This window comes from Microcystis sp. M144S2, assembly GCF_020246065.1.
Taxonomy (GTDB): Bacteria; Cyanobacteriota; Cyanobacteriia; order Cyanobacteriales; family Microcystaceae; genus Microcystis; species Microcystis ichthyoblabe_A.
On sequence record NZ_JADBTR010000031.1, the window covers coordinates 1 to 24,601 of the forward strand.

Here is a 24,601-nt window from a genome sequence, read left to right on the forward strand (position 1 = left end):
ACTTGATTTCAGTTTTTTCTTTGTCAGTAAGGGTGTCAACAAGGAATATTACAAATTGTTAACCGAGTCTTGAAAGCCTTGTGCCACAAAGGTTTGAAATGTTAAGAAAGATGTGACTAAAGGACAGCTTATCAAGGGGGGGCAGGGGGGATCGAACCTAAAATCCATTTTTAATTTAATTATAACCAGCTACTTATGGTCAATCAATGACAAGTTTTATATCCTCCGCTCAAAGATAGGAACAACCTTTGATCCTAGCCCATCGATCGAAAAACTACTATTGGGTCCACTGGTAGAAACAAGGTGAACAGTCACAGAACTTAACGGCCTATGATTAAAGAGACGAGGAATGAGAACCCGAAATAAATCCTCGCTCCGCCATTGCCTTGATTCTCCCTGATAATTATGGGACTTTTTGCCCGTTACCAAAACCTCCGTCAGTGGTTTAAATCCCAACACTTCGGACGTAGCGCCACCGATAGTCGTTATGCTTTACTGGTTGCCTGTTTAATCGGAATTCTCTCCGCCCTTGCCGCTATTATCCTGAAATTGGGCATCGGTTGGTTAGGTGGTTGGCGGGTGCATCTAGTAGCCAATTCCTCTCCTTTCCTAGTTTTGCCCCTCGGCGGTTTTCTGCTCGGTTACAGTGCCGGTTGGATTGTCGAACACTTCTCCCCCGCGGCCGCCGGGGGTGGTATTCCCCAAGTAAAAGCGGCCTTAGCTAAATATCCTTTGCCCCTGTCTTGGCGCGTTGCCGTCGTAAAAATGATCGGGGCGATCCTGATCCTTGGCGGTGGTTTAACCCTTGGTCGTCGGGCCCCCACGGTACACATCGGGGCAGCCCTAGCAGCCCAGTTAAGCGTCTGGCTGCCCACCAGTCCCGATCACCGTCGTCAGATGATCGCAGCCGGGGCAGCCGCCGGGTTAGCGGCCGGTTTTACTACTCCCATCGCCGGAGTCCTCTTTGTGATCGAGGAATTAATGCGCGATGTTTCCAGTATGACCCTAGAAACGGCGATCGTGGCTTCCTTTACCGGGGCCGTGGTTTCGATGATGCTGCAGAATACCCCCTCGATCATCACTGAATATGCCAATATTAGCTTCTCTGCCCAAGAAATACCCTTTTATGGCCTTTTGGGGGTTTTAGCGGGTTTATTGGGAGCTTTATTCAATCAAGGCATCCTTTTTTGTAGCCAGATGCAGCGGCGTTGGCGGTTATCTCTGGCTTGGCGTATCGGTCTGGTCAGTTGGTTATCGGGAACGGTAGTGGCTTTTTTACCCGACTTTTTCCGAGATAATACGGGTTTACGCGAATTTTTGCTGGCAGGGGAATTAAGTTGGCAGAATACCGCCCTCGCTTTTGTGGTCTATTTTTTCCTGACGATGATCTCCTACAGTTCTGGCGCTCCGGGAGGACTCCTCGCCCCCGCTTTGGTGTTGGGATCCTGTTTGGGGTTTCTGGTGGGGGGAATCGAGACGAAAATTATGGGTTTCGGCAGCGAAGCTAGTTATACTTTAGCCGGTATGGGGGCTTTTTTTACGGGAGTAGTCAGGGTTCCGGTAACGGCGATCGTGATTGTCTTTGAACTGCATCGCAATTTTAATGTTGTGTTGCCCCTGATGTTGACCTGTGCCGTTTCTTATATCACTGCTGAAAGCATTCGCCCCGGTTCCCTCTATCAGCATTTACTTTCCGCTAGTGGTATTATTCTCAACGAGGAAACCCCTGCTAATGATGTGTTGGCCCATCTGTCGGCTATAGATGTGATGCAATCGCAGGTGGAAATTCTGCCGGCGGATTTACCCCTAGGGGAAGTGGTGAAAATTATGTCTCGTTCCCATCATCGCGGTTTTCCGGTGGTGGAACAGGGGCGACTATTGGGGATTTTTACCCAAAGTGATCTGGATAAATGGCGATCAAAAAACAGTCAAACCGTCCTACGGGAGATCATGACTCCCAATCCGATTACGGTGGCTCCCCAGGCAGCTTTAAGCGATGTTTTATTTCTGTTAAATCGCTATCAGCTTTCCCGTTTACCCGTTACCGATGGTCAAAAACTGGTGGGGATCATCACCCGCACTGATATTATCCGGGTGGAAGCTGATCAATTAGGGGGGGTTTGTCAACTGCCCCAACGCAGTACCCCTTCCTATGTGGTTTATCAAACTCGTTCCCCGGCTGTGGGAATAGGTCGGATTTTATTACCTATTGCCAATCCTGACACCGCTACCGCTTTGTTTAAAATTGCTGTTGCGATCGCCCGTGAACGCAATTATGAGATAGATTGTCTCTATGTGATTACTGTACCTCGTCTTAGTTCTCCGGCGGAAGTCCGGGTAGATACGCGGGAAGGACGCAAATTACTTCATCGTCTGGAAAGATTAGCGCGACAGCAGAATATCTCTGTTCATACACAAATTTCGGTGGCTCAGGATATCGCCGAAGGGATTTTGGCCACGATTCGCGAACGACACAGCAATTTATTAATTATGGGTTGGACGGGGGAAAGATCCACTACTGGGGCGATTTTTGGGTTTTTAGTCGATACTTTGATCGCCCAAGCTCCCTGTGAAACCATCTTGGTAAAATTGGGTACAAAGGATTGTTTTCCCAATGATCCTAACCGGGAAAGGATTTGGCTGATTCCCACCGCCGGCGGTCCCAATGCCGAACGCGCCTTAGCATTATTGCCTAGTTTGCTGTCCTTGTCCGAGTCTTCGGATTATCCCAAACTTTGGTTATGTAAAATCTATTCTCCGACGGAGTTACTGCCAGATCTGTCTATTTTGGAAGTTTTACAAGCATCTTTACAGAAAGCGATCGCACAGCCGATTGTGCCTTTACCGATTCCTTCGGCCTCTCCAGCTGAGGCAATAATTAATCTGGTGGAATCGGAAGACTGTTCTTTGGTGCTTTTGGGTGCATCTAGGGAAAGTTTGCTCAATCAGTTATTAAATGGCAATATCCCCTCGACGATTGCCCGTGCGGTTAATTGCACTGTGATTCTCGTGCGAGGGGAATTATCAGATTAGGTTATTAGCTAGGCGGAAGCTAAAGTTAAACCGAAGGGTACGGTATTGTCAATTTTCGCCCCTTGACTTTCCTCTAGGGAATGGGGGTAGAATATTTCCCCCTCTAGTTGACCGTCGGAGTCATCGTCATCCCCATCGCTGATATAAAGGCGTTCACAGGGGATATTATCGGAAAGGATGGCACTGGCCATCATCCCCGTATGAATCTCTAAGAAAGCATCCGCTAGGGTCTCAAATACTAAACGCTGCCCGGGGAAAACCACCCTTTCAAAATACCAGTTAGCAATATTGGTGATGCGAACAATTTGAATATGATTGGTCGCATTGACATAGCAACAAAGAATACTATTTTTCTTGCCGTTGGGGAGGGGATCGAGAATCTGTGCCATAGCAATTGGGGTGATCTTAAAGTGGGTTTGTCATCGCTCCTTCACCGTAACATCCTTTGATCCCCGATAGCTGTAAAGATGATTACATTACTCGGATAAAAATCTACCGATAGCTTTTTCTGGTGATAGAAGGCGGTTTTTATTAAAAAATAATTAAATTTAACTAATGCCTAGTTTTGGCTATTTGTCAAGGGGGTAACTGCGCTTTTTTGCTGTTTTTCTTGATTTTTTGCCCAGCTATTTAGGGTCAATCCTAATTTTCAGGGAAAAAGTACCTGAATTTTCTCCCTGCTCACTCCCAGATCTGGTATTTTTTGATTGACAAAAAGTCTAAAATTCTTACCCAACAAGGTTTTTAGATTTATTCAGCCGGCCCTAAGTATGCGCTCTCTGATTCTATCTTTTAGTCCCTGTTCGGTAACAATATCAACTACATTGTCAAGTTCACTACCGTTTAGCGGACTAAGCTGCACTGAATTTAAACTGCGTATTGAAAATTTAGTACAAATGCTCTAACTGCCTCTCCCTGCTCATAGACAGTCTTAACGAGTAATTTAGATAGTCAACAGCTTACCACCTAAACTCGGTAGCTGGAAAAAGGTTAATTGTCTCAGTTGCTGATTTTAGCCTCTAGATTAATCATCGAGAATTGAGCAAGCGATCGCATTTATGATCTGATTTTAAGTAGTCGTGCAAAATTAATTTCCTAGTGAAGATAGGCAAGAGGCAAGGGGCAAGAGGCAAGAGCGGGGTTAGATATGTGTAATTAATTTTGCTTAGGTACTTAATTTATTGAGGGTCAGTAAGAATAGCGATAATTGACATTTCTTAAGACCTTATCTCCGACCACTGATAATTAATATTAAGATAAAAAAAAACTTTCTAAAATCTGCTTAGATAAAGATAAATAGCTGGTTATAATTAAATTAAAAATGGATTTTAGGTTCGATCCCCCCTGCCCCCCTTGATAAGGGGGGTGCCGATAGGCGGGGGGATCTGAAAGTTTTCAATACCTACCTACTTAAATATTGACATTTGCTGTTAAATTAGTCAGCTTATCGCGCCAAATTTGCTAACCATGCCTTCCAGCAATCAAACCCCAGAAAACCAATCGCGTGAACTGATTGACGAACAATTGCGTCAAGCGGGATGGTCTGTCCAAGATAAAAAAGAAATCAACTTCAATACCAGTTTGGGAGTGGCTATCAGGGAATATCCAACCGATAGCGGATTCGCTGATTATGTCCTGTTTGTGGATAGAGAACCCGTCGGTATTATTGAGGCCAAACGAGAGGAAAAAGGCTTGTACTTAACGGTGGCGGAGGAACAATCAAACAAATACGCTAATAGTAAGCTGAAATATATCAATAACCGGCCCCTTAACCTTATTTACGAAAGCACAGGCAAGCTGACGCGCTTTACCAATCGCCGCGACCCGAAACCTCGTTCCCGTCTTGTTTTTTCCTTTCACCAACCCGAAACCCTGCAAGAATGGCAAGATAAACCCAAAAGCTTGCGGGATAAACTGCAAGATATTCCCCCCCTTGACCCGAATGGACTAAGAGAATGTCAAATTAAAGCTATTACCAACTTAGAAGCCTCCTTTAAGCGAAATTTTCCCCGGGCCTTGCTGCAGATGGCCACGGGAAGCGGCAAAACCTTCACCGCTATTACCGCTATTTATCGTCTCCTAAAGTTTGCCGATGCCAAACGGGTGTTATTTCTAGTCGATACCAAAAACTTAGGAGAACAAGCTGAAGGGGGGTTTAGGAATTTTGTTCCCAATGATGATAACCGAAAATTTACCGAACTTTACAACGTTCAGCGATTATCCTCCAGTTATCTGGCCAAAGATGCTCAGGTCTGCATCTCAACCATTCAAAGACTCTATTCTATCCTTAAAGGGGAAAGTCTCGATGAGGCTGCCGAACAAACCAACCCGAATGAATTAGTACAAGGGAAACAACCGGTCCCCGTGGTCTATAATCCGAAAGTTCCTCTTGAATTCTTCGATTTTATCGTCATCGATGAGTGTCATCGCTCGATTTACAACGTTTGGCAACAGGTTTTATTATATTTCGACGCTTTTCTGATTGGTTTAACCGCCACTCCCGACGTGCGGACATTTGCCTTTTTCCATGAAAATGTGGTTAGTGAATACAGCTACAAACAAGCGGTAATGGACGGCGTAAACGTAGATTATCAAGTCTATACTATAGAAACGGAGATAACCAAGAATGGCGGGCGTATTCTCAGGGAATACATCGAAAAAAGGGAAAAATTAACCCGTGAAAAACGCTGGGTACAACCGGATGAGGATATTGTCTATACCGGCAAGCAACTTGACCGAGATGTGGTCAATCCCAGCCAAATACGCCAAATTATCCGCACCTTTCGCGATAAACTGCCAGAATTATTTCCCCATCGCCAAGAAGTCCCGAAAACCCTGATTTTTGCCAAGGATGACAGCCATGCTGACGATATTATTCAGATAGTCCGGGAAGAATTTAGCGAAGGGAACGATTTTTGCAAAAAAGTTACCTATAAATCGCCAGAAGACCCGAAATCTGTGCTTTCTCAGTTCAGAAATTATTTTAATCCCCGTATCACCGTCACAGTCGATATGATTGCCACGGGAACCGATATTAAACCCCTTGAGTGTTTAATTTTTATGCGGGATGTCAAATCTCGAAACTACTACGAACAGATGAAAGGACGAGGTACACGCACCCTTGACCATGATGGTCTCAAAAAAGTCTCTCAATCCGCCCTTTCTGCCAAAACTCACTTTATTATCATCGATGCTGTCGGTGTGGAACAATCAGCCAAAACCGATAGCCGGCCCCTGGAAAGAAAATCCAGTGTCCCCTTAAAAGACCTGATGATGGGCATTATGATGGGAACAGACGATAGCGATGCCTATATCTCCCTAGCCTGTCGTTTTGCGCGATTAGAACGACAAATCACGCCAAAAGAAGCCGAAAAGATAAAAGAAATCACCGGAGGGGCAACTTTGGGAGATATGGCCAAAGCCCTGCTCAATGCCACAGACCCCGATAATATTGAGGATAGGGCTAAAGAAACCTATCAAACCACAAATCCGACCCCAGAACAGTTAAAAGCGGCGGAAAAAGCCCTTGCTCGTGCGGCTGCCGGCTATTTGACTGGGGAATTGAGTCATTACCTTGAGAATGTGCGGAAAGTACACGAACAGTACATAGATACTCAGAATCTGGATAGGGTGACATTCTCAGGATGGAGTGAAGCGCAACGGATAGACAATCAAGCCCTAATAAATGACTTTACAGCCTTTATTGAGGCAAATAAGGACGAAATCACCGCCCTGCGTATCCTCTATAACCTGCCCTATCAACAGCGTCCCGTCACCTATAAAATGGTCAAGGAAGTCTTAGATATTCTCAAAAAAGACCGCCCCAACCTAGCGCCGATGAGAGTATGGGCAGCCTATCAACAGATAGAAGCGGTGCCAAGCAATCCCACCAGTGAGTTAACAGCGTTAATTGCCCTAATCCGGCGTGTTATTGGCTTAGATGAGGTTTTAACCCCCCATGAAAAACGCATCGATAAAGCTTTTCAAACTTGGGTTTTTCAAAAACAGGCGGGCGCATCAGTAAAATTCAATCAAGAACAGATGCAATGGCTACGGGCCATCAAGGAACATATTATCAGTTCTTTTGCCTTAGAGCGAGAGGATTTGGACTATACCCCTTTTGATAGTATGGGGGGAATCGGTAAACTCCATCAGCTTTTTGGCGATGAGATGGAGGCTATTATCGAGGAATTAAACACCGCTTTAGTGGCATAAAATACGAAATCAAAAGGACTCCTAAATCATGAAACATAAAATCATTCTCTATCAATCCGAAGAAGGCTGCAGCGTCTGTTGTCCGGGGTTGCCCGGTTGTTGGTCCCAGGGAGAGACAGAGAAAGAAGGGTTAAGCAACATTCAAGACGCAATTACTGAATATTTGTCAGTTATTGAGGAATTATTTCCTACAAATTAAGGAGTAAATATGACCTTACAAGATGTGATGGAATTAGCCAAGCAATTATCGCCGATGGATAAAAAATGCCTCGTTGAACAGCTTTCCTCTGAAGTGAACCCCGAAGAAGTTAAACCGAAAACTTTAGAGGAAATCAAAGCAATTTTAATCCTTTATAAGCCCTTTTTAATAGAAAAATTTAAAATCCTTGAATTAGGACTTTTTGGTTCCTATGTCAGGGGAGAACAAACTAAAGATAGTGATGTGGATATTTTAGTAGAGTTTTCCCAAGTCCCCACCTTATTTGATTTAGTAGAAGTTGAGTATTTAATTAGTGATAAACTTGGTCTTCCTGTGGATTTAATTGATAAAAAATCCTTAAAAGCTGCCCTTCGTGAACAGATTCTCAATGAGACAGTTTATCTATGAAAAGGATTGTCAAAAATTATCTAGAGGATATTTTAAAATATGCTAAAATAATCCAAGAACAAACCATAAATTTATCTTTTGAGGAATTTGAACAAAATGAGGAGAGAGTTTTATCAGTGATGATGGCTTTGGCAATTATTGGGGAAGCGAGTAAAAATATTCCTGATGAGTTTCGCTGTCTCTATCCGCAAATAGAATGGCGGAAAATGGCAGGAATGCGAGATAAAATTATTCATGATTATTCAGAGGTTAGATTAATCACGCTTTGGCAAACATCCCAAGACAATATCCCTGATTTAATTGCAAAAATGACAACTATTATTAATCCTCAAGAGGAGTGATTTTTATTGATTATGACTGACTCAAACTCAAATTATTCAGATTTACCCCTGGGGTGGAAAATTGTGCAACTTCAAGATATAGGAAAAATTGTATCAGGTGGGACACCATCAACTAAAGTTGCTGAATATTGGGAGGAGGAAATTTGTTGGATTTCTCCTGCTGATTTATCTGGTTATAATCAGAAATATATATCAAAGGGAAATAAATCAATTTCTAAATTTGGTTTAGAAAATTCTTCAGCGAAATTAATGCCTAAAGGTTCTATTTTATTTTCTTCTCGCGCTCCAATAGGATATGTCGCTATTGCTTCTAATTCATTAGCTACCAATCAAGGATTTAAAAGTATTATCCCTAATGAAAACATTTTTAATGAATATATTTATTATTATTTAAAATCAGCAAAGCAGCTTGCAGAAAAGCACGCAAATGGAACAACTTTTAAAGAGATATCAGCGAAAGCTTTTGCAAGTCTTTCTATTCCCCTCCCTCCCCTACCTGAACAACATCGCATTGTCGAGAAAATTGAAGAATTATTCTCAGAATTAGATAACGGGGTTGCATCCCTGAAAAAAGCGCTAGAACAACTAAAAACCTACCGTCAAGCAGTGTTAAAATGGGCATTTGAGGGCAAATTAACCGAAAAATGGCGCAACACACATCAAGACAGTCTAGAGGATGCCGATACCCTATTAGAACAGATTAAAGCTGAAAGAAAACGCCATTATCAGCAACAATTAGCAGACTGGAAACAAGCGCTTAAAGAATGGGAAAATAACGGCAAGGAAACAAAAAAACCCACCAAACCCCAACAGCCAAAAGATTTACCTCCCCTCACCAAAGAAGAATTAAGCAATTTACCCAGTTTACCTGATGGTTGGATGTGGGTGAAATTGGGAAATTTATGTGATATTATTGGTGGTGTGACAAAAGGAAGGAAATTAGAGGGTAAAAATACTATTTCTCTCCCTTACTTGAGAGTAGCAAATGTTCAAGATGGCTACTTAGATTTATCTGTTATAAAATATATTGAGGTACTTCCTGAAGATTTAGAAAAATATAGATTAGTATCTGGCGATATTCTTTACACAGAGGGAGGTGATAGGGACAAATTAGGAAGAGGAACAATTTGGAGAAACGAAATTTCAGATTGTATTCATCAAAACCATGTTTTTCGAGCAAGAACTTTCCAACAACTTATAAAATCTCTCTATATTTCTTATTTTTCGCAAACTCAGACAGCTAGAAACCATTTTTTTAAGCATGGAAAACAGACGGTAAACTTAGCATCTATTAATATGACCGTTTTATCTAATCTACCTATTGTTTTGTGTTCGACAGTTGAACAAAAATTGATATTAGATGAAATCGAATCAAGATTATCAGTATGTGACCAATTAGAAGCCACCCTCACCGAGAACTTAAACAAAGCGGAAGCATTGCGCCAAAGCATCTTAAAACGGGCCTTTGAGGGGAAACTCGTACTATGATTAGGAATGATTAAATGAGGACTATGATTGAGGGATTGATGGGATGCTCAATTCAAAAACTTTTGATATTCGTAGCAAAATCTAATCATAGCCAATCAAAAAATCACATAAATCACAGTACGGATTGATGGGGTGATAAAGTGGTGAAAAAATCTGATACTTGTAGTAAAATCTAATCATAGCCAATCAGAAAATCGTATCAAGTCAATAGCATGAGTTACGTTTCTTCTCAATATCCAGACAGCGAATTAACAGGTAAAATAATCGGTTGTGCCATGGAAGTACACCGCATACTAGGAAACGGCTTTCAGGAAAAAATCTATCAACGCGCCTTAGCCATAGAAATGACATATCAAGGAATTTCCTTTAGTCAAGAACACGAAATGAATATCATTTATAAAGGAACACATATCGGCACAAGACGAGTTGATTTTTTTGTAGAAGGAAGGATAATGTTAGAAATCAAAGCTGTCATTAAACTTGAAGATATTCACCTCGCACAAGCCATTAATTATATAGAAATTTATAGACTTCCCATCGGTTTACTAATTAACTTTGGCTCAAGAAGCTTAGAATTTAAACGAGTCATGAAACCAAAACCAAAACCATGATTAGGAATCATTAAATGATGACTATGATTGAGATAACTAATAGGATGCTCGATTCAAAAACTTTTGATATTCGTAGTAAAATCTAATCATAGCCAATCAAAAAATCACATAAATCACAGTACGGATTGATGGGGTGATAAAGTGGTGAAAAATCTGATACTTGTAGCAAAATCTAATCATAGCCAATCAAAAAATCACATAAATCATAGTACAGAAATGGCACAAGCAATTCGTCAAACCACCTTCGTTCAATCCGATGGAACAATAAAAATCGACACCCCCCAACTTCCCCAAGGGGCAAAAGTCGAAGTTATTGTCATCCTCGAAGACAATCCTCAAACCCTGTCAGCCGAAGCTTTAGCTATAGAAAGACTGCCCCAATTAGATAATCCCAGTCAATTAATTACTCTTATCCAAGCAGACCAAGAAATTGACGAAGATGAGCTAAAACAGTGGGTTGCCAATGAGCAAAGCTAAAAATCCTTATATTGTTCAAAGCGTCAAAGAATTACAAAATGACATCTCGCAATTACCGCCAAAACTGCAACAAAAATGGCAAAACTATCAAAAAATACTCGCCTTAGACCCCTATCAAACGTTAGGATTTCCTAGTCATAACTTAACAGGAAAACTCAAAGGATGTCGTGCCTTAGAAATCGATTGGAATGGAACCCCCTACCGTCTTGTTTATCGCATCCATGACAAACCTTCTCCTAAACGAGTGGTTATTCTAAGCTTTGCTGAACATGACCCTGCTTATGAAAAAGCCAAAAAACGCCAATAAAACCCTAATAAACAAACCAATGTCATGAATACCGCCTCAATTGTGTCAAAAGTTTGGAGTTTTTGTAACACCCTGCGGGATGATGGGGTCAGTTATGGGGACTACCTTGAACAACTCACCTACCTCCTATTCCTGAAAATGGCTGATGAATACGCCAAACCGCCCTATAATCGCAAAATCGGCATCCCCTTTGAATACGACTGGCAAAGTCTGCGCAGCAAACGAGGGGCCGACCTCGAAGCTCATTACCTCGGCATATTACGCGAATTAGGGCAAAAAAAAGGCTTATTAGGGCAAATCTTCACCAAAGCTCAAAACAAAATCCAAGACCCTGCCAAACTGCTCAAAATCATCACCATGATAGATGAAGAAAACTGGGTGATGATGGAAACGGATGTCAAAGGCGACATATACGAAGGACTTCTGGAAAAAAACGCCGAAGACACCAAAAGCGGCGCCGGCCAATACTTCACCCCTCGGCCCTTGATTTGGGCCATGGTAGAATGCTTGCGTCCCCAACCCATGGCAACTATTGCTGACCCTGCCTGTGGAACCGGCGGCTTTTTTCTGGCAGCCTATAACTTTTTGGTCAAAAATCATCCCTTAGACCGAGAACAGAAAGAATTTCTCAAAAAAAGCACCTTTCACGGTAATGAAATCGTCGCCAATACAAGACGCCTGGCATTGATGAATATGTTTCTGCATAATATCGGCGATATTAACGATGAGCAATGCTTTATCGCCTCCACCGATGCTCTGATTGCTCCTTCTCCCCTTAGCGTCGATTATGTCCTTGCTAATCCCCCTTTCGGCAAAAAAAGCAGCCTAACTTTCACTAATGAAGACGGGGAACAGGACCGAGAAGACTTAACCTATAATCGTCAGGATTTTTGGGCAACCACTTCTAATAAACAACTCAACTTCGTCCAGCATATTCGTTCCATGCTCAAAAGCAGAGGACAAGCTGCCGTCGTTGTCCCCGATAACGTCCTTTTTGAGGGTGGCGCCGGGGAAACCGTCCGCAAACAACTATTATCAACCACCGACCTGCATACTATCCTCAGATTACCCACCGGCGTATTTTATAAACAGGGAGTGAAAGCCAACGTCATCTTTTTTGATAATAAACCCGCCGCTAAAGACCCTTGGACAAAAGCTATCTGGTTTTATGACTTTCGCACCAATATTCACTTTACCCTCAAGAAAAACCCCTTAAAACCAGCCGATTTACAGGACTTCATCACCTGTTATCATCCCCAAAATCGTCATCAACGCAGCGAAACCTATTCAGAACAGAATCCCGAAGGACGTTGGCGAAAATTCACCTATGATGAGATTATCGCCAGGGATAAAACCAGCCTCGATATATTTTGGCTCAAAGATAAAAGTTTAACCGACCTTGACAACCTGCCTGACCCCGATGTGCTGGCTTTGGAGATTATGGAAAACCTCGAAGCTGGATTAGAAAGCTTTCGGACAATTGTGGACAGTTTAGAAGTCACCGAGACTTAATGCTTCCAACTTCCATCGGGGAAGGTGAGAAATTCTCGATTAATACACTTGCTCGCACTATTAATTCTACCAAAAACCGCCCGCACTTTTCCCCTAATTGCCATGGTTTTCGATCCTAACTTTTATCCCTACCCTTCCCAACGTCGTTTAATTTTTTCCCCTCGCGCTGCCGTCGCTACCAGTCAATCCCTAGCGCCCGATGTGTTAAACATTTTCAAGAATAATACTTAGGTAAATTTTTCGGATCAATAATTTATTTTACCATTTTTTCTAGCCAAGTTTGTCTGGCATTTTCGAGGTTAATTTGATTGGGTAAAAATCCTTGTATTGGCTGTTCTATAGGTTTATCTGTGATTATGGCAATAGAACCAAAATCGCTGATAAGTTGGCAAAGTTGAATAAAAGAATCCCTCGGATCATCACCATAAAAAATTAGGGCAAGATTTGGGTTTTCGGTCTTGAGACACCACTCTAAATGATAGACATCATTAATCGGAGAAATTAATTTTGTCAAGATACGATTACCAAGACCTTTCGCAAGGCGATCGAGGTTAGTCTCTTGGTTTATTGTTTTAATATCAATAGTGCGAACATTGGGGTTATTTGTTTTAATTTTTTCAAGAATATAGTCTAAGTGTTGCGATTGTAGTTCTTCGGGAATGTTGTTTTCAGTTTGACCGTGCCACGCTTTATAAAATTCGGTATAGGTCATCTGTTGAACACATTGGCAGCAAACTCTATAGGATTCTTCAAAAGTTGTTCTATCATAACTGCTATAAGCTTCGGTCAAATATTTTTTTAGTGACTTGATTATTAGACATAGTACATCGTTTTTAGACATACTTTCATAGTCAATTTCAATTGGATTTGGAATTCGATCAAAATAATCTGGATAACTACCTTTAATTATAGATGCTAAAGCCTCGGAATAATAGTCTATGCTAATATTACTTGTATATGTTTCGATTAATTCTGAAATTTTCACATATTGTACTTCAAGCTCTGTGTCTTCACCTTCCCTGTCTAATTCAAAAAGATATTCCCTGTCTGAATTTTTTAGCTTATTTAATAAAGATTTTTTGTCTTGACTATCAAATATCTTACTATGTTCTAATTTATTGAAAATATTTTCTTGATACCAAATAGTCAAGCGATCCATGTTATACAACAAATCCCAATTTTCTAAAATCTCATAGATTATTATTTCTTTGTTTTTAGAAAATTCTGGTTCAGTCATAAGAAAGGGAAAAAAGTTATCAAAAATTAATGGATCAGTAATAGCTAATCTTTCTATAAAGTCCACGGTTTCCTTATGTTCTAGAAAAAAAAGATAATCTTTTTTTTGATAGTTTGCTTTAGGAATAATATCCCACAGTTTTTGATTGAGTTTTTTTAACAATATCGATATTAGCTCTGGAGTTTCTGAAATAGTTTTTCCTGTTTGCGGCTGCTCCGATAAACTCCATAGCACATATGAACGATAAAGATAATCTAGTTCTTCATCTATAAATAGATGAAGACCAATTGATATCCCTAATTGATTGCTACTGTCATAATTCAATAGAAAACCAACTAAAGGAGCCAGATTTTCTGCTTTATTCAGTTTGCAGTTCTTCTCGATAATCAAGCAATAGTTTGTTAAAGTGGCAATAAGTTTATCTTTTTCAAACTCATCCAATAAGTCTAAGAGCGTCCATGAATCCATCCAATAAAGATAACGATATATTTCCCCCGTATTTATATCAATTTCACCTAAAGTTATTTGAATAGCCTTGGTGAGAATTTTATCATAATTGCAATATTGTTTGAATTCACCTAAAAACTTTATCAGAATTTCAAAAGAAACACACCAGTAAAAATTACAAAACCCACAACCATCATTAAAATTAAACAACTCCTCCATTAATTTATTTTTTTCAGCTATTATCTGATCACTTTGCTGTCCTAACCATAATAAAATAACTTCTGTCCATTGATTTTCAAAAACTCTATAGACTCCTTGTTCTGGATTTTTAGGAATATGATTCAAGAAAAATTGATAATCATCAATAACCAAAGCGGCAAAATATTCTTGAAAACTGGGATGAAAGAAAGCATAAACTTCTTCCTCTGGATTTTCTTCAGCAACCCCAACGATGTTTAACCAACCTATATCTAAAGCTAATTTTAATTTACCTAAAGGTTGATCGATTTCACCCAAATATTTAACTACTTGCTCACGACTTAAGCGGAAACGATTTGATGGTTGATTAATTGCTGCCTTTGCCAATTCTCCCAAGGCACGATTTAACTCTTTTTGCTGTGACGATGTAGTGGGAAAATATTCAGATTTCCATTCGTATAGAGTTTCCACAAACCATTTATATAAACCCGCTTTCGTTTCGGGTAAAGTACCCTCTCGTCTTTGCCAAGCGTAACAAAGTAAAGTTAATTGGAGAGGATTTTTAATTAAATCTCGAATAGGTTCTTTTCCCGATTTATTTAACTCACCTTGAAGCAGTAAAGAACGCTTATGATCATTGATAAAAAACCGACCAATGAAATCCTTAACTTGTTCCTCATCAAAATATAAATTCCGATAAACATCGAAATTATCGAGATAATTCTTACCATTATCCCACACATTCAACCGACAGGTTAACAGGATTCTTGCTGCAGCGAGCCAACTTTGCTCAATCTGGTTACGAATCCAGAATAATGGGTTATTAATCCCCATCTCATCGAGTCCGTCTAGTAATAACCAAACTCTCTCGGTATTGAAAATATCTACTAATGCTCGTTTTGATTCTGGTTTAACCTCAAAGGTTTTTAAAGCTACTTTTAGCCATTTGTCAAGTAAATAATTCTCTAAATTATCCCCTGGCAAATCTGCGAGAGAAACCCAAATAATTCTATCTTCTGGATGTGTTTGTGAAACGCGATCAACTATCTGCTGTAGTAGGGTAGTTTTTCCCGCACCGGGTTCACCGATAATTACGATCCGTTTTCCCGCACTTTTAGGACTATTTCCCCCTTCGATTACCTCACAGAAAAACTGATCATTTTCAAATCTGCGGGTGATTTCTTCTTGGGAATCGTAAAATCTCGATCCTTTTTCCGCTTCCCTATCCTTAACTCTAGGTTTTTTTATCCGTTCTATTAATCCCAAAGGAACATACATTTTATCTCGCTCTAAATTAATATCATCCCCTACGGTTAAAGGATTTGAGGTCATGCGTTTAATTTGTTCTGCGAGCATTTTTGTAAAGACTTCATGGAGAATAGTTTGCTGCTGCGCTTCTTCCAAAACTGGTTCTGATGACTGTAAATGACTAGAATCCACTACATCATCTAGTTTTAATCCTAAAAGTTCGACTATTCCCTTCGCAGTAGCTATTTCGATAGGTTTGCCGTTAAAAAATCGCTCTACGGTACTTCTACTTGTAGTAACTTTCTCAGCAATACGCTCATAAGTTAACTTTTTGCCTTCTTTTCTTGTTTGCGCTTCTCTGAGTCGAATTTTGCCTTGATTGGTTGCAGAAATACCCTTTGTTGCCAGTTTAGCTTTAGTCATAGCGATCGCATTGAGTCTATTCATTCTTTAGCTTTCCCATCAGGTTAACATTTATCAATATAGCCAGATCAATTTTTATCCACAAGCTCAGATTACCTCACTTCACCTCACTTAATTTTGAGGTGATCTGCTCTCGAAATTTGATTTTAATGCCGATATTATCGCAATATAAACTTTGAATGAGTAAATATATGGCTCTTAATCAGAATGTCTCACCCAAGACCAATAAAGCGACGAATCTAATTCCCTCCCAATCTCAAAAACGGTTAACTCCCTATGCTTGGGTAACTCGTGTAGCGCAACTGATGGCCAAAGAAAAAAACTGTCATTATGGGAATTGGTTGCCGACAAATTATCATATTTCTTTGCTTCCCAGCGACTTCGATAGCAGCGATCATGACAAAATGGTTATACAAAGATCGATCGAATTACAAAATCTGGGTTTTAGCGTTAATGTGGAGAATGCTAACTCCTTTAAAGTGAAAGGAAAAACCTATTCTATCTGTATTGCTGGTCGTCCTGATATCGTCGCAATTAAGGATAATTGGGTAGTGGTGGAGGACTGCAAAAGTGGACGGGAAAAAACCTCCCATCTTTACCAAATCCTCCTCTATATGCTTCTACTCCCCCACGCACCGGAAACAAAATCCCTCTGCAAGGGTCAAATTCCCCACGGACGTTTGATTTATCCCGATCGAATTATCGATATACCTAATCAACGGATCGATCGAGATTTTATCACTCATTTTCAGCAAGTTCTCTCCTCTTTTACCTGTCCCGATTTTCCCCCTCGGCAACCTCACCCCTCGGAATGTCGTTATTGTCGTTTACCCGAAAAAAACTGTAGTTTTAAACGAGTAAGTTATGCCAATTCTCGCGGGTGAAAATTACACATCGAATGATCAATTTAAGTCCCTCTTTTTAAGGGGGATTTAGGGGGATGAAACTTTTGTCGTCAGTTTTCTCCCTTGGGATAATGGCACTTTTGATGGGTGCGCCGATGCAACCCCAAGTCCCCCGATAAATGGCGGTAAACATGGTTAACCATCATTTCAATCCTCAAACCGCCCTTGATGCCCCTAGATGGCGATTTTTACGGGGAAACAGCGTACTTTTAGAAAGGGGTGCAGCCCCCGAATTACTGCCCGGATTAACCCCCAGAGGCCATCAGGTAGCGATCGCAGATTCCTCCCATTTTGGCAAGGGTCAAATTATCCGGCAAATTGCGAACCTCGGTCTGATGGGTTAGCTTTGGGATACTAAACTAAAAAAAAGCTCGTGTTAAACACGAGCTAAATTAACTAACTTCAAGGACTAACTAACCACCGACTTTAACTACCGGTTTAAAACTGGGAACCACCAGTTCACTATCCTGTTTAGTCAGCTTATTGTATAAGCGTTCCGTATTGGGGAAATTAGCGGCCGGTAGAGTCGGGAAACGACGATAGGGAACCGTATCTTCACCAAATAATTGTAGGTATTCCATGCTATTAACCATGGCACCAATAAAGGCCTTTAATCCCTGAGTTGCCAGAATTTGGTTATATTTCTGGATTTCTTTTTGATTCAAGGGAGCGCGACCTAAGAAGTGCTTAGTTCCCAATTCAATTACTTTCGTATTCGGATAGGGAGCATAGAATTCTTTCAGGTAAAGATCCGAACCACCTAAACCCTCAATAAACTCTTTCACCGTGATCTCAGCATTGCTTAATTTACTCTCTAAAGCGGTAAATTCGGCATTGATGATATAGGGTTCGAGATCCCGTTCAAAAATCTGACGATAGGCGGCGCGAACAGTATTTTGTACGGCAACTTTATCCAGATTAGTTAACAGTTTAAAGACCTTAGTTTGTTCCCGTTGAACCGTGACACCTTGACCGACACGAGATTGAATATCCGGTTCAGTGCGAATCGAGACCGAAGGTGTACCCAATTCAATAAAGCGCGGGGTTTCCTCTTTATCAACTCTTTGGCCGATATCTTCGCGGAGATTACCCAAACGCACCATCCGTAACTGCATCCCTTGGGGAGTTAGATAGCGCTCGTAGGGAACCGTATCTTCGCCAAAAGCTTCCGTATATTCAGGACTGTCGATAAGGGCATCGATTAAAGCATAGAAGCCTTTTTTCGAGCAAAGATCGAAGTATTGATTCATTTCCTGACGACCGTAGGTGGGACGACCGAGCAGACGACGGTGAATATATTCGATCGCTTTCACCACATAGAGAGGAGTCCAGTAGATTTTCCGGAAAGTCTCGGATTTAGCTAGGGTTTTGATAAACTCGCGCAGAGTAATATCGCCATTTTCTAGCTTAATCTCGGCCACGGATAAACGCTGACCCTCGTAGGGCATTCGACCGAAAACCTGGCGATAAGCCGCTAAAATCACTCTTTGGGTGGAACTTTCGCCAAATTTAACGCTCACCCCATTGCTAGAACCGGGTAACTCGTTATTGAGACGAAAAACTTTCGGTCCCAAAGTACCGGGGAATTCACCTCGGGCGCCGGGGTTGCTATTTTGGTTATTAGTGGCAGGTCCGCGGTGGATGAGGATACGTTTGGTATCTTTACCGAAGGGAGCGGGACTAGAACTAGGTTCGCGGGTTTCTTTCGGGAAAATTGCCCCAAATTGGATTTCTAGGGGATCATTTCCAGAACCGTAAACGTGCTGATCTGGTAAAGGGCGATCATATTTAGCAAAGGTGGTGATAAATTGGGGAACTTTGCGGAAAGGTGCGCTGTAGTTAAACAGGTCGATCTGCATCCCCCAGTTACGACATTCCTGTGCTTCTGCACCCAAACCCCGGAGATAGGGAACGGTTTCTTCGCCGAAATAGTCGGAATATTCCTGAGAATCGACTAAAGCGTCGATTAACGCCCCTAAACCGCCGCTAGAGACGATCGAGAAGTATTTCTGCACTTCTTCCCGGGAGGAAGGACCGCGACCGAGGAAATGACGGAAAGCCAATTCTAGGGCGCGACTATTGATAAAAGGTTCAAAGAACTGTTTACGATAGAGAGGCGATTTACCGAGACGACGGACGAATTCTTTCATCGAGATGTCGCCGTTTTTCACCTTCGATTCTAGGTCAGAAATGGACTGACTATAGGCGCGGGTGATGTCCCGTTCAAAAATTTGTCTGTAGGCGGCCTTGATAATCGAAGATTTTTCCGACTCCGATAAACCGGTTTTCATGACAAACTTTTGTCGTTTTTCGGCACCATTGTAGTAGCTTTGGGGAAGACTTAAACCCTGTTGGTCACTACTGGGACGCTGACGCAGTTTATTAGAGGGGGTGGGGGCTTTTAATTCCCCTAGTAGGATATTGAAATAGTCACTGATTAAAGTGACCGCATCCTTGTCTCTTTGGAAATACTCGATCGAAGCGGCCCGCATTTCCTGTAGGGCCACGATGGTGGCATCAATGGAACAGGCATTTTCGAGAACTTCCCTTAAACCGCGGGTATTAACGATCAGGATACTGGTATCACCGGCCACGATCGCATAGGTAATATAACGCAGGAACCAGGATAAATCCCGGAGGGACTTCTGCATATTGCTCGGACCGTAACGAGAGACGTTAATCGGTCGGAATCCGGGGGGAATCGGGCCGCTAGAGGCGAAAATCCCTTTTAAGCCACCGAGAAGGCCACCACCGCCACCGGAGCCGCTTTCCGCGTAGGTAACGGTTCCTAATTTCATCCCTTCCTGGACGTTGATAACTTTACCCGCACCCACCAGGGCCAATTCTTCCACGGGGGGTTTTTCTAGGTAAGCCATGGGGGAACCACCGGTAAAAATCCGGTTAGCTGCCCGTGAGACGATCAGATCGGAGTTCCGGGTGAGCGTTTGGGCAATATCTAAACGCTTGCTCCCCGATTGGAAGTAGGCGATCAGTTCATTGAGTTCGGGTTTATCGAGAAAGCGGTCTTGTTGTTCTGCTTGGGTAATGGCAGATACCGGGACGGTTTGATAGAGTTGGGGACGCGCTAAGGAGCTGCCACCGCTTGCCTTAAGACTCATTGGATTTTAACTATCTCCCTTGACGATGTGCTGAGTTCTCCAATCGTGGAGGCGATCGGTCTTAAAACCAGATGTTTAAAAATTTAATCAGCATCTAGATTAAAACTTTTTGCGCTTCCTGAGATAGTTTATTAAGAATTATATAGATTTTTTTCGCTCAAGTTGCCGATTGGTCTATTCTGACACCCCACCTGTATGGGAGGCTAACCAGTCTAAATAGGTCTGAGAACCCGCCACAATCGGTAAAACGATGATTTCTGGGACGGCATAGCTATGAAGTTCCTGTATCTTCGCCGATAACTGCTCAAACTGCTTTAAATCGGTTTTAATCACTAATTGCCATTCGCGCTCGTTTTCAATCTGTCCCTGCCAACGATAAATGGAACGCATCGGGTAAATACTGACACAAGCGGCCAGGCGCTCGTTAAGTAAAGCGATCGCTAAGTTTTCCGCTTCCGTTTCGCTGGCCGTTGTCACCAGCACCACTCCAAAACCGGTTAATCTTTCAGTCATAAGTAATCGTGCAAAATAAATTTCCTAGTGAAGATAGGCACTCATGCAACAGGCAACAGGCAAAAGGGGAGATAAATAATCAGTCTTTAATAACCGGATTTTAGTAGGATAACTGATAACTGATAACTGATAACTGATAACTGAATTTAGGCGATCACTTTTTCTAAAGCGACCAGATCGGGAATACAGAGGGATTCCTGCTGTCTTTGAATCAGTCCTTTTTTGTGCAATTTGGTCAAGGATCGGGTCACGGTTTCCCGGGCCAGTCCACTAATACTACTCAATTCCCGGTGAGGTAAATTAGGAATTATCGCACCCTGACCGCTTTTTTCTCCTTGACCTTCGGCCAAAAAGAGTAAAGTATCGGCGACTCTGGAAAGACTATCAGCCTCGCGCAAGCGTAAACGCTGGTTAACTTGACGTAAACGCTTGGCCATCAACTGAGAAAGACGAATTCCCGCTAAAGGCTCCGATTTGAGCAGATTAACAAAATCTTGAGCGGGAATACTGCTAATTGTGGCCGTGGTTAAGGTGATAGCATCAGTGGAGCGGGGAGATTCTTCTAAAGCGGCCATTTCTCCGACTATTTCCCCTTTACCGAGGATATTTAAGGTGACTTCTTTGCCATCCATATTGTAAGTACGAATTTTCACCCAACCATCGAGAATAAAGTAAACTGAACCCCCCCAATCATTTTCTAATAAAATCGCCCGATTAGCAGGATGAGTGCGGGTGACAGCATGAGAAGTAACTTGATCGAGGCTTTCACGGGGCAAACCGACAAATAAAGTGGCGGTATCCAATAATTTTTGAATCTCTGCTGATTTTTCCGCAGGATAGCGTTTTTCTTCCATGGTTTAATATTTAAGTTTTGTTTGTTTTAAGTGGGTGATTCTACAATAGACAGTTGTGGGTATTTTTATTTATCTAGTGACCGATAAACAGGATTTTTCCTCCCTACTGACCGAGATCGATCGGATTCTTGCCAAGGTGATTTCATCTCTAGTTAACCCGCAAGAAGTTACTTCCGAGACAATTATCGCCACTCGTCAACATTTAGAATCGGCCAAAGCGCTTCTTTTTCCTTTATTATCCCCCGCTCCAACCCCAGAAGTTGCCCGTTGGTCCCTAGGAATGGAGGTACAACCACCAGGGGTGAAAATCGTCTTTTTTCGGGAAAGCCAAGGATTGATCGATTTTTATCCTCTTTCTTGGAGTCTAGCAACGGGAACGAGCGATCTCTTACCCTGCTCTCAGGTGGAAGAATATCTAATTAGCTGGCTATCTAATCGGGATTTTAGCACCGATTCTTGGCTCTGGGAAGCCCTAGAGCGATTAGAAGCTATTATTATTACCGATGACGGGGAAACCCCCACGGATGACCTAAAAAAAGCCCTTCTCACAGCGCAACTAATACCCCCCGATCGCCTCTCTAGTCTGGAAACAGCGATCGCTACTGCCCTGGCCTATATTCCCACTAGCGACCAACCCCAACCCCAAACCCTACTGGTGATCGAAGGTAAACGAGAGACTACCACTTTAGCGCTGCTGGAAGTCCCACCCCAAACTTGCTCTTTATCCCGTCAAGCGATCGCTCTGAGCCATTTTAACTACGGGGAAAACACCTATGAACAGGCCATACTCTCTCAGTTAATTTATCCTCTCTGGCGTTCTTTTTTGCCGCTTTCGCTCTCCGATATCACCGATACTAATCCCTTAAAAAAATCTTTACTGGCAGCCGCTAGATTAACCAAATTAATCCTCCAAGAAGAAAGCGAATTTACCTCCTCTCTAGCCGGTCATACTTGGACGGTCAGTCGCAGGGATTTAAATAAGAAGGTAATCATACCATATCTAGATAATTTAAGACAAAAAGTTAATGATTTGTTAGAAAAACAGCAAAAAAGTCTTAAAGATATCGATCAAATAATTTTTAGCGGTAATTTTTTCTTGACCATTTGGCCCTATTTCCTAACAGAAATTCAGCAAGAATTTGCTGGCTGCCATCTAGAGGCCCCCAGTCAGGAAAACTTCTCACCAGCAATCTTGGGTTTAGGTCGTCTCTGTTTATTTTCGGCTCTTAGAGGTGAGAAGGTCAATAATGCTTAAAAAATCGACCTCAGCCTCAGTTAAAAGTCAGAATTTAGGGGTGAATGGTGAAGAGAATTTTTAGGGTAATTTTGGAGAATACTCCACCCGACGCTGGTGATTCGGTAGCAGTGATGGTGGTTTAATGCTTTGCCAGTTGGACATTATAAGCTAAGACGCATTTTAACCGCCTATCCTGAGATTAGCTGAATCTCCCCCAATCCCTTTACTGTTGCCCCTTGTCTCATCTCAACAAGCAGTTTAAATACACGGACAGCTTATTATTCATAGCAGATAACCATGACTACAACTCAACCCCTATCCCCTAGCCAAACCGCCCGAAAAGATGAGATGATCTTCCCAAAAGGCGAATTTTGGAGTGATGAACTGCCATTGGAAAGTAATTTACATCTAACTCAGATTATTTTATTGATAAAATGCCTAGAATGGTTATGGCAAGATAGAGAAGATTACTTTGCAACCGGGAATTTAACCATCTACTACAGCCCAAATCAGAAAAAATCAGAATACTTTAGAGGACCTGACTTTTTTGTAGTATTAGGAACAACTAGAAACCAAAACCGGAAAAGTTGGGTAGTATGGCAAGAAGAGGGAAAATATCCTAATGTGATTATAGAAATCCTCTTTTGAAAGTACCGCTAAGACTGATAGGGAAGAAAAGAAAGAAATTTATCAAAATACCTTTAGAACTCCTGATTATTTCTGGCTTGCCCCCTTCGGCTTGGCTCAGCTTGCCCTGAGCCAGGCCGAAGGGTTGGTTATGGAGTGAGGAATTGGGCTTATATTTAGGGATCTACGCCGATAAATTGCGTTATTTTAGTCCTAAAGGTCAGTTAATCCCAACACCTGAGGAAGCCGCTCTTCTGGAGAAACAGTCCAAAAAATCTGAACGTCAACAAAAAGAACTGGCTTTACAACAAAAAGAACATGAAAGACAACAAAAAGAACTGGCTTTACAAAAAATTGAGCAGTTAACGGCAAGATTAAGAGAATTAGGCATTAATCCCGATGAAACCTTGTGGAAGTGCCAGTGTTGCACCCTCACCTCTCATCGGGAAAATCAAAATTAACCCTTTTTCCTAACTCTAGAAGCCAAGGCACCCAAACCCAACCCCAATAGGGCGACAACAGCACTAGGTTCAGGGATGAGTTGTATGCTCCAGCCCGCTTGATTAAATGGTTCTTCCACACCACCTAGGTCATTCGTAAGAGGAGGATTCGTTATAGTTTGAGAAAGGCTAGAGCTAAAAATCGTCGGGTTCCCAACCACAACAGGACCAAAGCCAATATACTGAAAAACACTACCGAAAAGTACAAAATCCATGGATGCACCACTAAAACTAGCCGTAGCAGGAACCCCACTACCTGAGGATTGATTACTGTAGGAATCGACAAAAGTGCTGCCAGGCTGCCATTCAAAAGGATCGCTGTCGAGGTCAACTCCATTGTATGTGATATCACTAAATCCATTGATAGTGATAATACCCCCGGGCCCGAGGTCACCTGTGAGTGTTCCAGTGACAACTATTGGGGTTGTTGGGCCACCGTGGGTATAGGTGAAGAAGAACTGGGCAGCTTGGGCAGGATAGGCTAGGGCAGTTAAACCGATGGCGGTAGTGGCAACAGCTACAGAGGTTTTGAAGAACATACATTGCTCCTTCATAAAAAAGTATTATTAGTTGCGGAGGCTAACATAGGGGGGGGGTAATGTCAAGTATTTTCTAGAAAATTAATATAATTTAATTAATTACGGAGGATTATCAGATCCTAACCCTGATCATGTTTGAACAGCGAAATCTCCTCCGAGTTGC

20 protein-coding genes and 1 pseudogene are annotated in these 24,601 nt (G+C 41.9%); 15 read left to right on the forward strand and 6 right to left on the reverse strand.

Annotated features, from left to right (window positions below):
* The first annotated feature begins 405 nt into the window (after positions 1-405).
* Positions 406-3,033 (forward strand): chloride channel protein, encoded by a 2,628-nt coding sequence (locus IM462_RS03945; RefSeq protein WP_287702837.1) that lies wholly within the window; start codon positions 406-408, stop codon positions 3,031-3,033.
* Positions 3,034-3,041: 8 nt separating this feature from the next.
* Here IM462_RS03945 and IM462_RS03950 read toward each other — a convergent pair whose 3' ends face one another.
* Positions 3,042-3,422 (reverse strand): DUF1830 domain-containing protein, encoded by a 381-nt coding sequence (locus tag IM462_RS03950; RefSeq protein ID WP_193960783.1) that lies wholly within the window; start codon positions 3,420-3,422, stop codon positions 3,042-3,044.
* 1,078 nt (positions 3,423-4,500) lie between these two features.
* Between IM462_RS03950 and IM462_RS03955 the strand changes: the two genes are divergently transcribed.
* The 10 genes from IM462_RS03955 (at position 4,501) to IM462_RS04000 (ending at position 12,822) form a co-directional block, all read left to right on the forward strand.
* Positions 4,501-7,248, forward strand: a complete 2,748-nt coding sequence (locus IM462_RS03955; protein WP_287702840.1) for a type I restriction endonuclease subunit R — start codon at positions 4,501-4,503, stop codon at positions 7,246-7,248.
* Positions 7,249-7,276: 28 nt separating this feature from the next.
* Positions 7,277-7,447 carry a type II toxin-antitoxin system HicB family antitoxin gene (locus tag IM462_RS03960; protein WP_002734875.1) on the forward strand — a complete coding sequence of 57 codons (171 nt, stop codon included), beginning with the start codon at positions 7,277-7,279 and terminating at the stop codon, positions 7,445-7,447.
* A gap of 9 nt (positions 7,448-7,456) precedes the next feature.
* Entirely contained in the window at positions 7,457-7,855 is a 399-nt protein-coding gene (locus IM462_RS03965; RefSeq protein WP_287702842.1) for a nucleotidyltransferase family protein, read from the forward strand.
* Positions 7,852-8,196 carry a HepT-like ribonuclease domain-containing protein gene (locus IM462_RS03970; RefSeq protein WP_123230081.1) on the forward strand — a complete coding sequence of 115 codons (345 nt, stop codon included), beginning with the start codon at positions 7,852-7,854 and terminating at the stop codon, positions 8,194-8,196. Before IM462_RS03965 ends, IM462_RS03970 begins: the two co-directional genes overlap by 4 nt.
* 12 nt (positions 8,197-8,208) lie before the next feature.
* Positions 8,209-9,684 (forward strand): restriction endonuclease subunit S, encoded by a 1,476-nt coding sequence (locus IM462_RS03975; protein ID WP_287702844.1) that lies wholly within the window; start codon positions 8,209-8,211, stop codon positions 9,682-9,684.
* Positions 9,685-9,896: 212 nt separating this feature from the next.
* Positions 9,897-10,295: a GxxExxY protein gene (locus IM462_RS03980; protein WP_002792077.1), complete on the forward strand. Its 399-nt coding sequence runs from the start codon at positions 9,897-9,899 to the stop codon at positions 10,293-10,295.
* A gap of 216 nt (positions 10,296-10,511) precedes the next feature.
* On the forward strand, positions 10,512-10,772 hold the full coding sequence (locus IM462_RS03985; protein ID WP_002775395.1) for a hypothetical protein: 261 nt from the start codon (positions 10,512-10,514) through the stop codon (positions 10,770-10,772).
* Entirely contained in the window at positions 10,759-11,079 is a 321-nt protein-coding gene (locus IM462_RS03990) for a type II toxin-antitoxin system RelE family toxin (RefSeq protein WP_002733533.1), read from the forward strand. Before IM462_RS03985 ends, IM462_RS03990 begins: the two co-directional genes overlap by 14 nt.
* A 24-nt stretch (positions 11,080-11,103) precedes the next feature.
* Positions 11,104-12,591, forward strand: a complete 1,488-nt coding sequence (locus IM462_RS03995; protein WP_287702846.1) for a class I SAM-dependent DNA methyltransferase — start codon at positions 11,104-11,106, stop codon at positions 12,589-12,591.
* A 48-nt stretch (positions 12,592-12,639) separates the two neighbouring features.
* The gene (locus IM462_RS04000) at positions 12,640-12,822 is read left to right on the forward strand and encodes a hypothetical protein (protein ID WP_287702847.1); all 183 of its coding nucleotides are present in this window, start codon (positions 12,640-12,642) and stop codon (positions 12,820-12,822) included.
* 22 nt (positions 12,823-12,844) lie between these two features.
* Here IM462_RS04000 and IM462_RS04005 read toward each other — a convergent pair whose 3' ends face one another.
* Positions 12,845-16,168 carry an NACHT domain-containing protein gene (locus IM462_RS04005; RefSeq protein ID WP_287702849.1) on the reverse strand — a complete coding sequence of 1,108 codons (3,324 nt, stop codon included), beginning with the start codon at positions 16,166-16,168 and terminating at the stop codon, positions 12,845-12,847.
* 167 nt (positions 16,169-16,335) lie between these two features.
* Here IM462_RS04005 and IM462_RS04010 point away from each other — a divergent pair, with 167 nt between their 5' ends.
* Positions 16,336-17,028 (forward strand): PD-(D/E)XK nuclease family protein, encoded by a 693-nt coding sequence (locus IM462_RS04010; RefSeq protein WP_004157990.1) that lies wholly within the window; start codon positions 16,336-16,338, stop codon positions 17,026-17,028.
* Between the two features lie 152 nt (positions 17,029-17,180).
* Entirely contained in the window at positions 17,181-17,393 is a 213-nt protein-coding gene (locus IM462_RS04015; protein WP_193978545.1) for a gamma-glutamyltransferase, read from the forward strand.
* A gap of 69 nt (positions 17,394-17,462) precedes the next feature.
* Here the strand turns inward: IM462_RS04015 and IM462_RS04020 are convergent, their stop codons facing one another.
* The 3 genes from IM462_RS04020 to IM462_RS04030 all read right to left on the reverse strand — a co-directional run bounded on the left by IM462_RS04020 (position 17,463) and on the right by IM462_RS04030 (position 21,535).
* Positions 17,463-20,168: a phycobilisome rod-core linker polypeptide gene (locus tag IM462_RS04020; RefSeq protein ID WP_287702852.1), complete on the reverse strand. Its 2,706-nt coding sequence runs from the start codon at positions 20,166-20,168 to the stop codon at positions 17,463-17,465.
* Between the two features lie 174 nt (positions 20,169-20,342).
* Positions 20,343-20,681 (reverse strand): divalent-cation tolerance protein CutA, encoded by a 339-nt coding sequence (gene cutA / locus IM462_RS04025; protein ID WP_287702854.1) that lies wholly within the window; start codon positions 20,679-20,681, stop codon positions 20,343-20,345.
* A gap of 146 nt (positions 20,682-20,827) precedes the next feature.
* Complete coding sequence (locus IM462_RS04030) at positions 20,828-21,535, reverse strand: Crp/Fnr family transcriptional regulator (RefSeq protein ID WP_287702856.1); 708 nt, start codon at positions 21,533-21,535, stop codon at positions 20,828-20,830.
* Between the two features lie 55 nt (positions 21,536-21,590).
* Here IM462_RS04030 and IM462_RS04035 point away from each other — a divergent pair, with 55 nt between their 5' ends.
* Together IM462_RS04035 and IM462_RS04040 are read left to right on the forward strand one after the other, a co-directional pair.
* On the forward strand, positions 21,591-22,790 hold the full coding sequence (locus IM462_RS04035; RefSeq protein ID WP_287702858.1) for a hypothetical protein: 1,200 nt from the start codon (positions 21,591-21,593) through the stop codon (positions 22,788-22,790).
* 279 nt (positions 22,791-23,069) lie between these two features.
* Positions 23,070-23,860, forward strand: a pseudogene (locus IM462_RS04040) (Uma2 family endonuclease).
* Here IM462_RS04040 and IM462_RS04045 read toward each other — a convergent pair.
* Positions 23,857-24,438: a PEP-CTERM sorting domain-containing protein gene (locus tag IM462_RS04045; protein WP_287702860.1), complete on the reverse strand. Its 582-nt coding sequence runs from the start codon at positions 24,436-24,438 to the stop codon at positions 23,857-23,859. The pseudogene IM462_RS04040 and the gene IM462_RS04045 overlap by 4 nt on opposite strands.
* Between the last annotated feature and the right edge of the window lie 163 nt (positions 24,439-24,601).

Coding starts and splice junctions, on each gene's coding strand:
- IM462_RS04005 (WP_287702849.1), bottom strand. CDS start 16,168: ATGAATAGACTCAATGCGATCGCTATGACTAAAGCTAAACTGGCAACA.
- IM462_RS03990 (WP_002733533.1), top strand. CDS start 10,759: ATGAGCAAAGCTAAAAATCCTTATATTGTTCAAAGCGTCAAAGAATTA.
- IM462_RS03975 (WP_287702844.1), top strand. CDS start 8,209: ATGACTGACTCAAACTCAAATTATTCAGATTTACCCCTGGGGTGGAAA.
- IM462_RS04015 (WP_193978545.1), top strand. CDS start 17,181: ATGGTTAACCATCATTTCAATCCTCAAACCGCCCTTGATGCCCCTAGA.
- IM462_RS03980 (WP_002792077.1), top strand. CDS start 9,897: ATGAGTTACGTTTCTTCTCAATATCCAGACAGCGAATTAACAGGTAAA.
- IM462_RS03945 (WP_287702837.1), top strand. CDS start 406: ATGGGACTTTTTGCCCGTTACCAAAACCTCCGTCAGTGGTTTAAATCC.
- cutA (WP_287702854.1), bottom strand. CDS start 20,681: ATGACTGAAAGATTAACCGGTTTTGGAGTGGTGCTGGTGACAACGGCC.
- IM462_RS03955 (WP_287702840.1), top strand. CDS start 4,501: ATGCCTTCCAGCAATCAAACCCCAGAAAACCAATCGCGTGAACTGATT.
- IM462_RS03985 (WP_002775395.1), top strand. CDS start 10,512: ATGGCACAAGCAATTCGTCAAACCACCTTCGTTCAATCCGATGGAACA.
- IM462_RS04045 (WP_287702860.1), bottom strand. CDS start 24,438: ATGTTCTTCAAAACCTCTGTAGCTGTTGCCACTACCGCCATCGGTTTA.
- IM462_RS03965 (WP_287702842.1), top strand. CDS start 7,457: ATGACCTTACAAGATGTGATGGAATTAGCCAAGCAATTATCGCCGATG.
- IM462_RS03950 (WP_193960783.1), bottom strand. CDS start 3,422: ATGGCACAGATTCTCGATCCCCTCCCCAACGGCAAGAAAAATAGTATT.
- IM462_RS03970 (WP_123230081.1), top strand. CDS start 7,852: ATGAAAAGGATTGTCAAAAATTATCTAGAGGATATTTTAAAATATGCT.
- IM462_RS03960 (WP_002734875.1), top strand. CDS start 7,277: ATGAAACATAAAATCATTCTCTATCAATCCGAAGAAGGCTGCAGCGTC.
- IM462_RS03995 (WP_287702846.1), top strand. CDS start 11,104: ATGAATACCGCCTCAATTGTGTCAAAAGTTTGGAGTTTTTGTAACACC.
- IM462_RS04010 (WP_004157990.1), top strand. CDS start 16,336: ATGGCTCTTAATCAGAATGTCTCACCCAAGACCAATAAAGCGACGAAT.
- IM462_RS04020 (WP_287702852.1), bottom strand. CDS start 20,168: ATGAGTCTTAAGGCAAGCGGTGGCAGCTCCTTAGCGCGTCCCCAACTC.
- IM462_RS04030 (WP_287702856.1), bottom strand. CDS start 21,535: ATGGAAGAAAAACGCTATCCTGCGGAAAAATCAGCAGAGATTCAAAAA.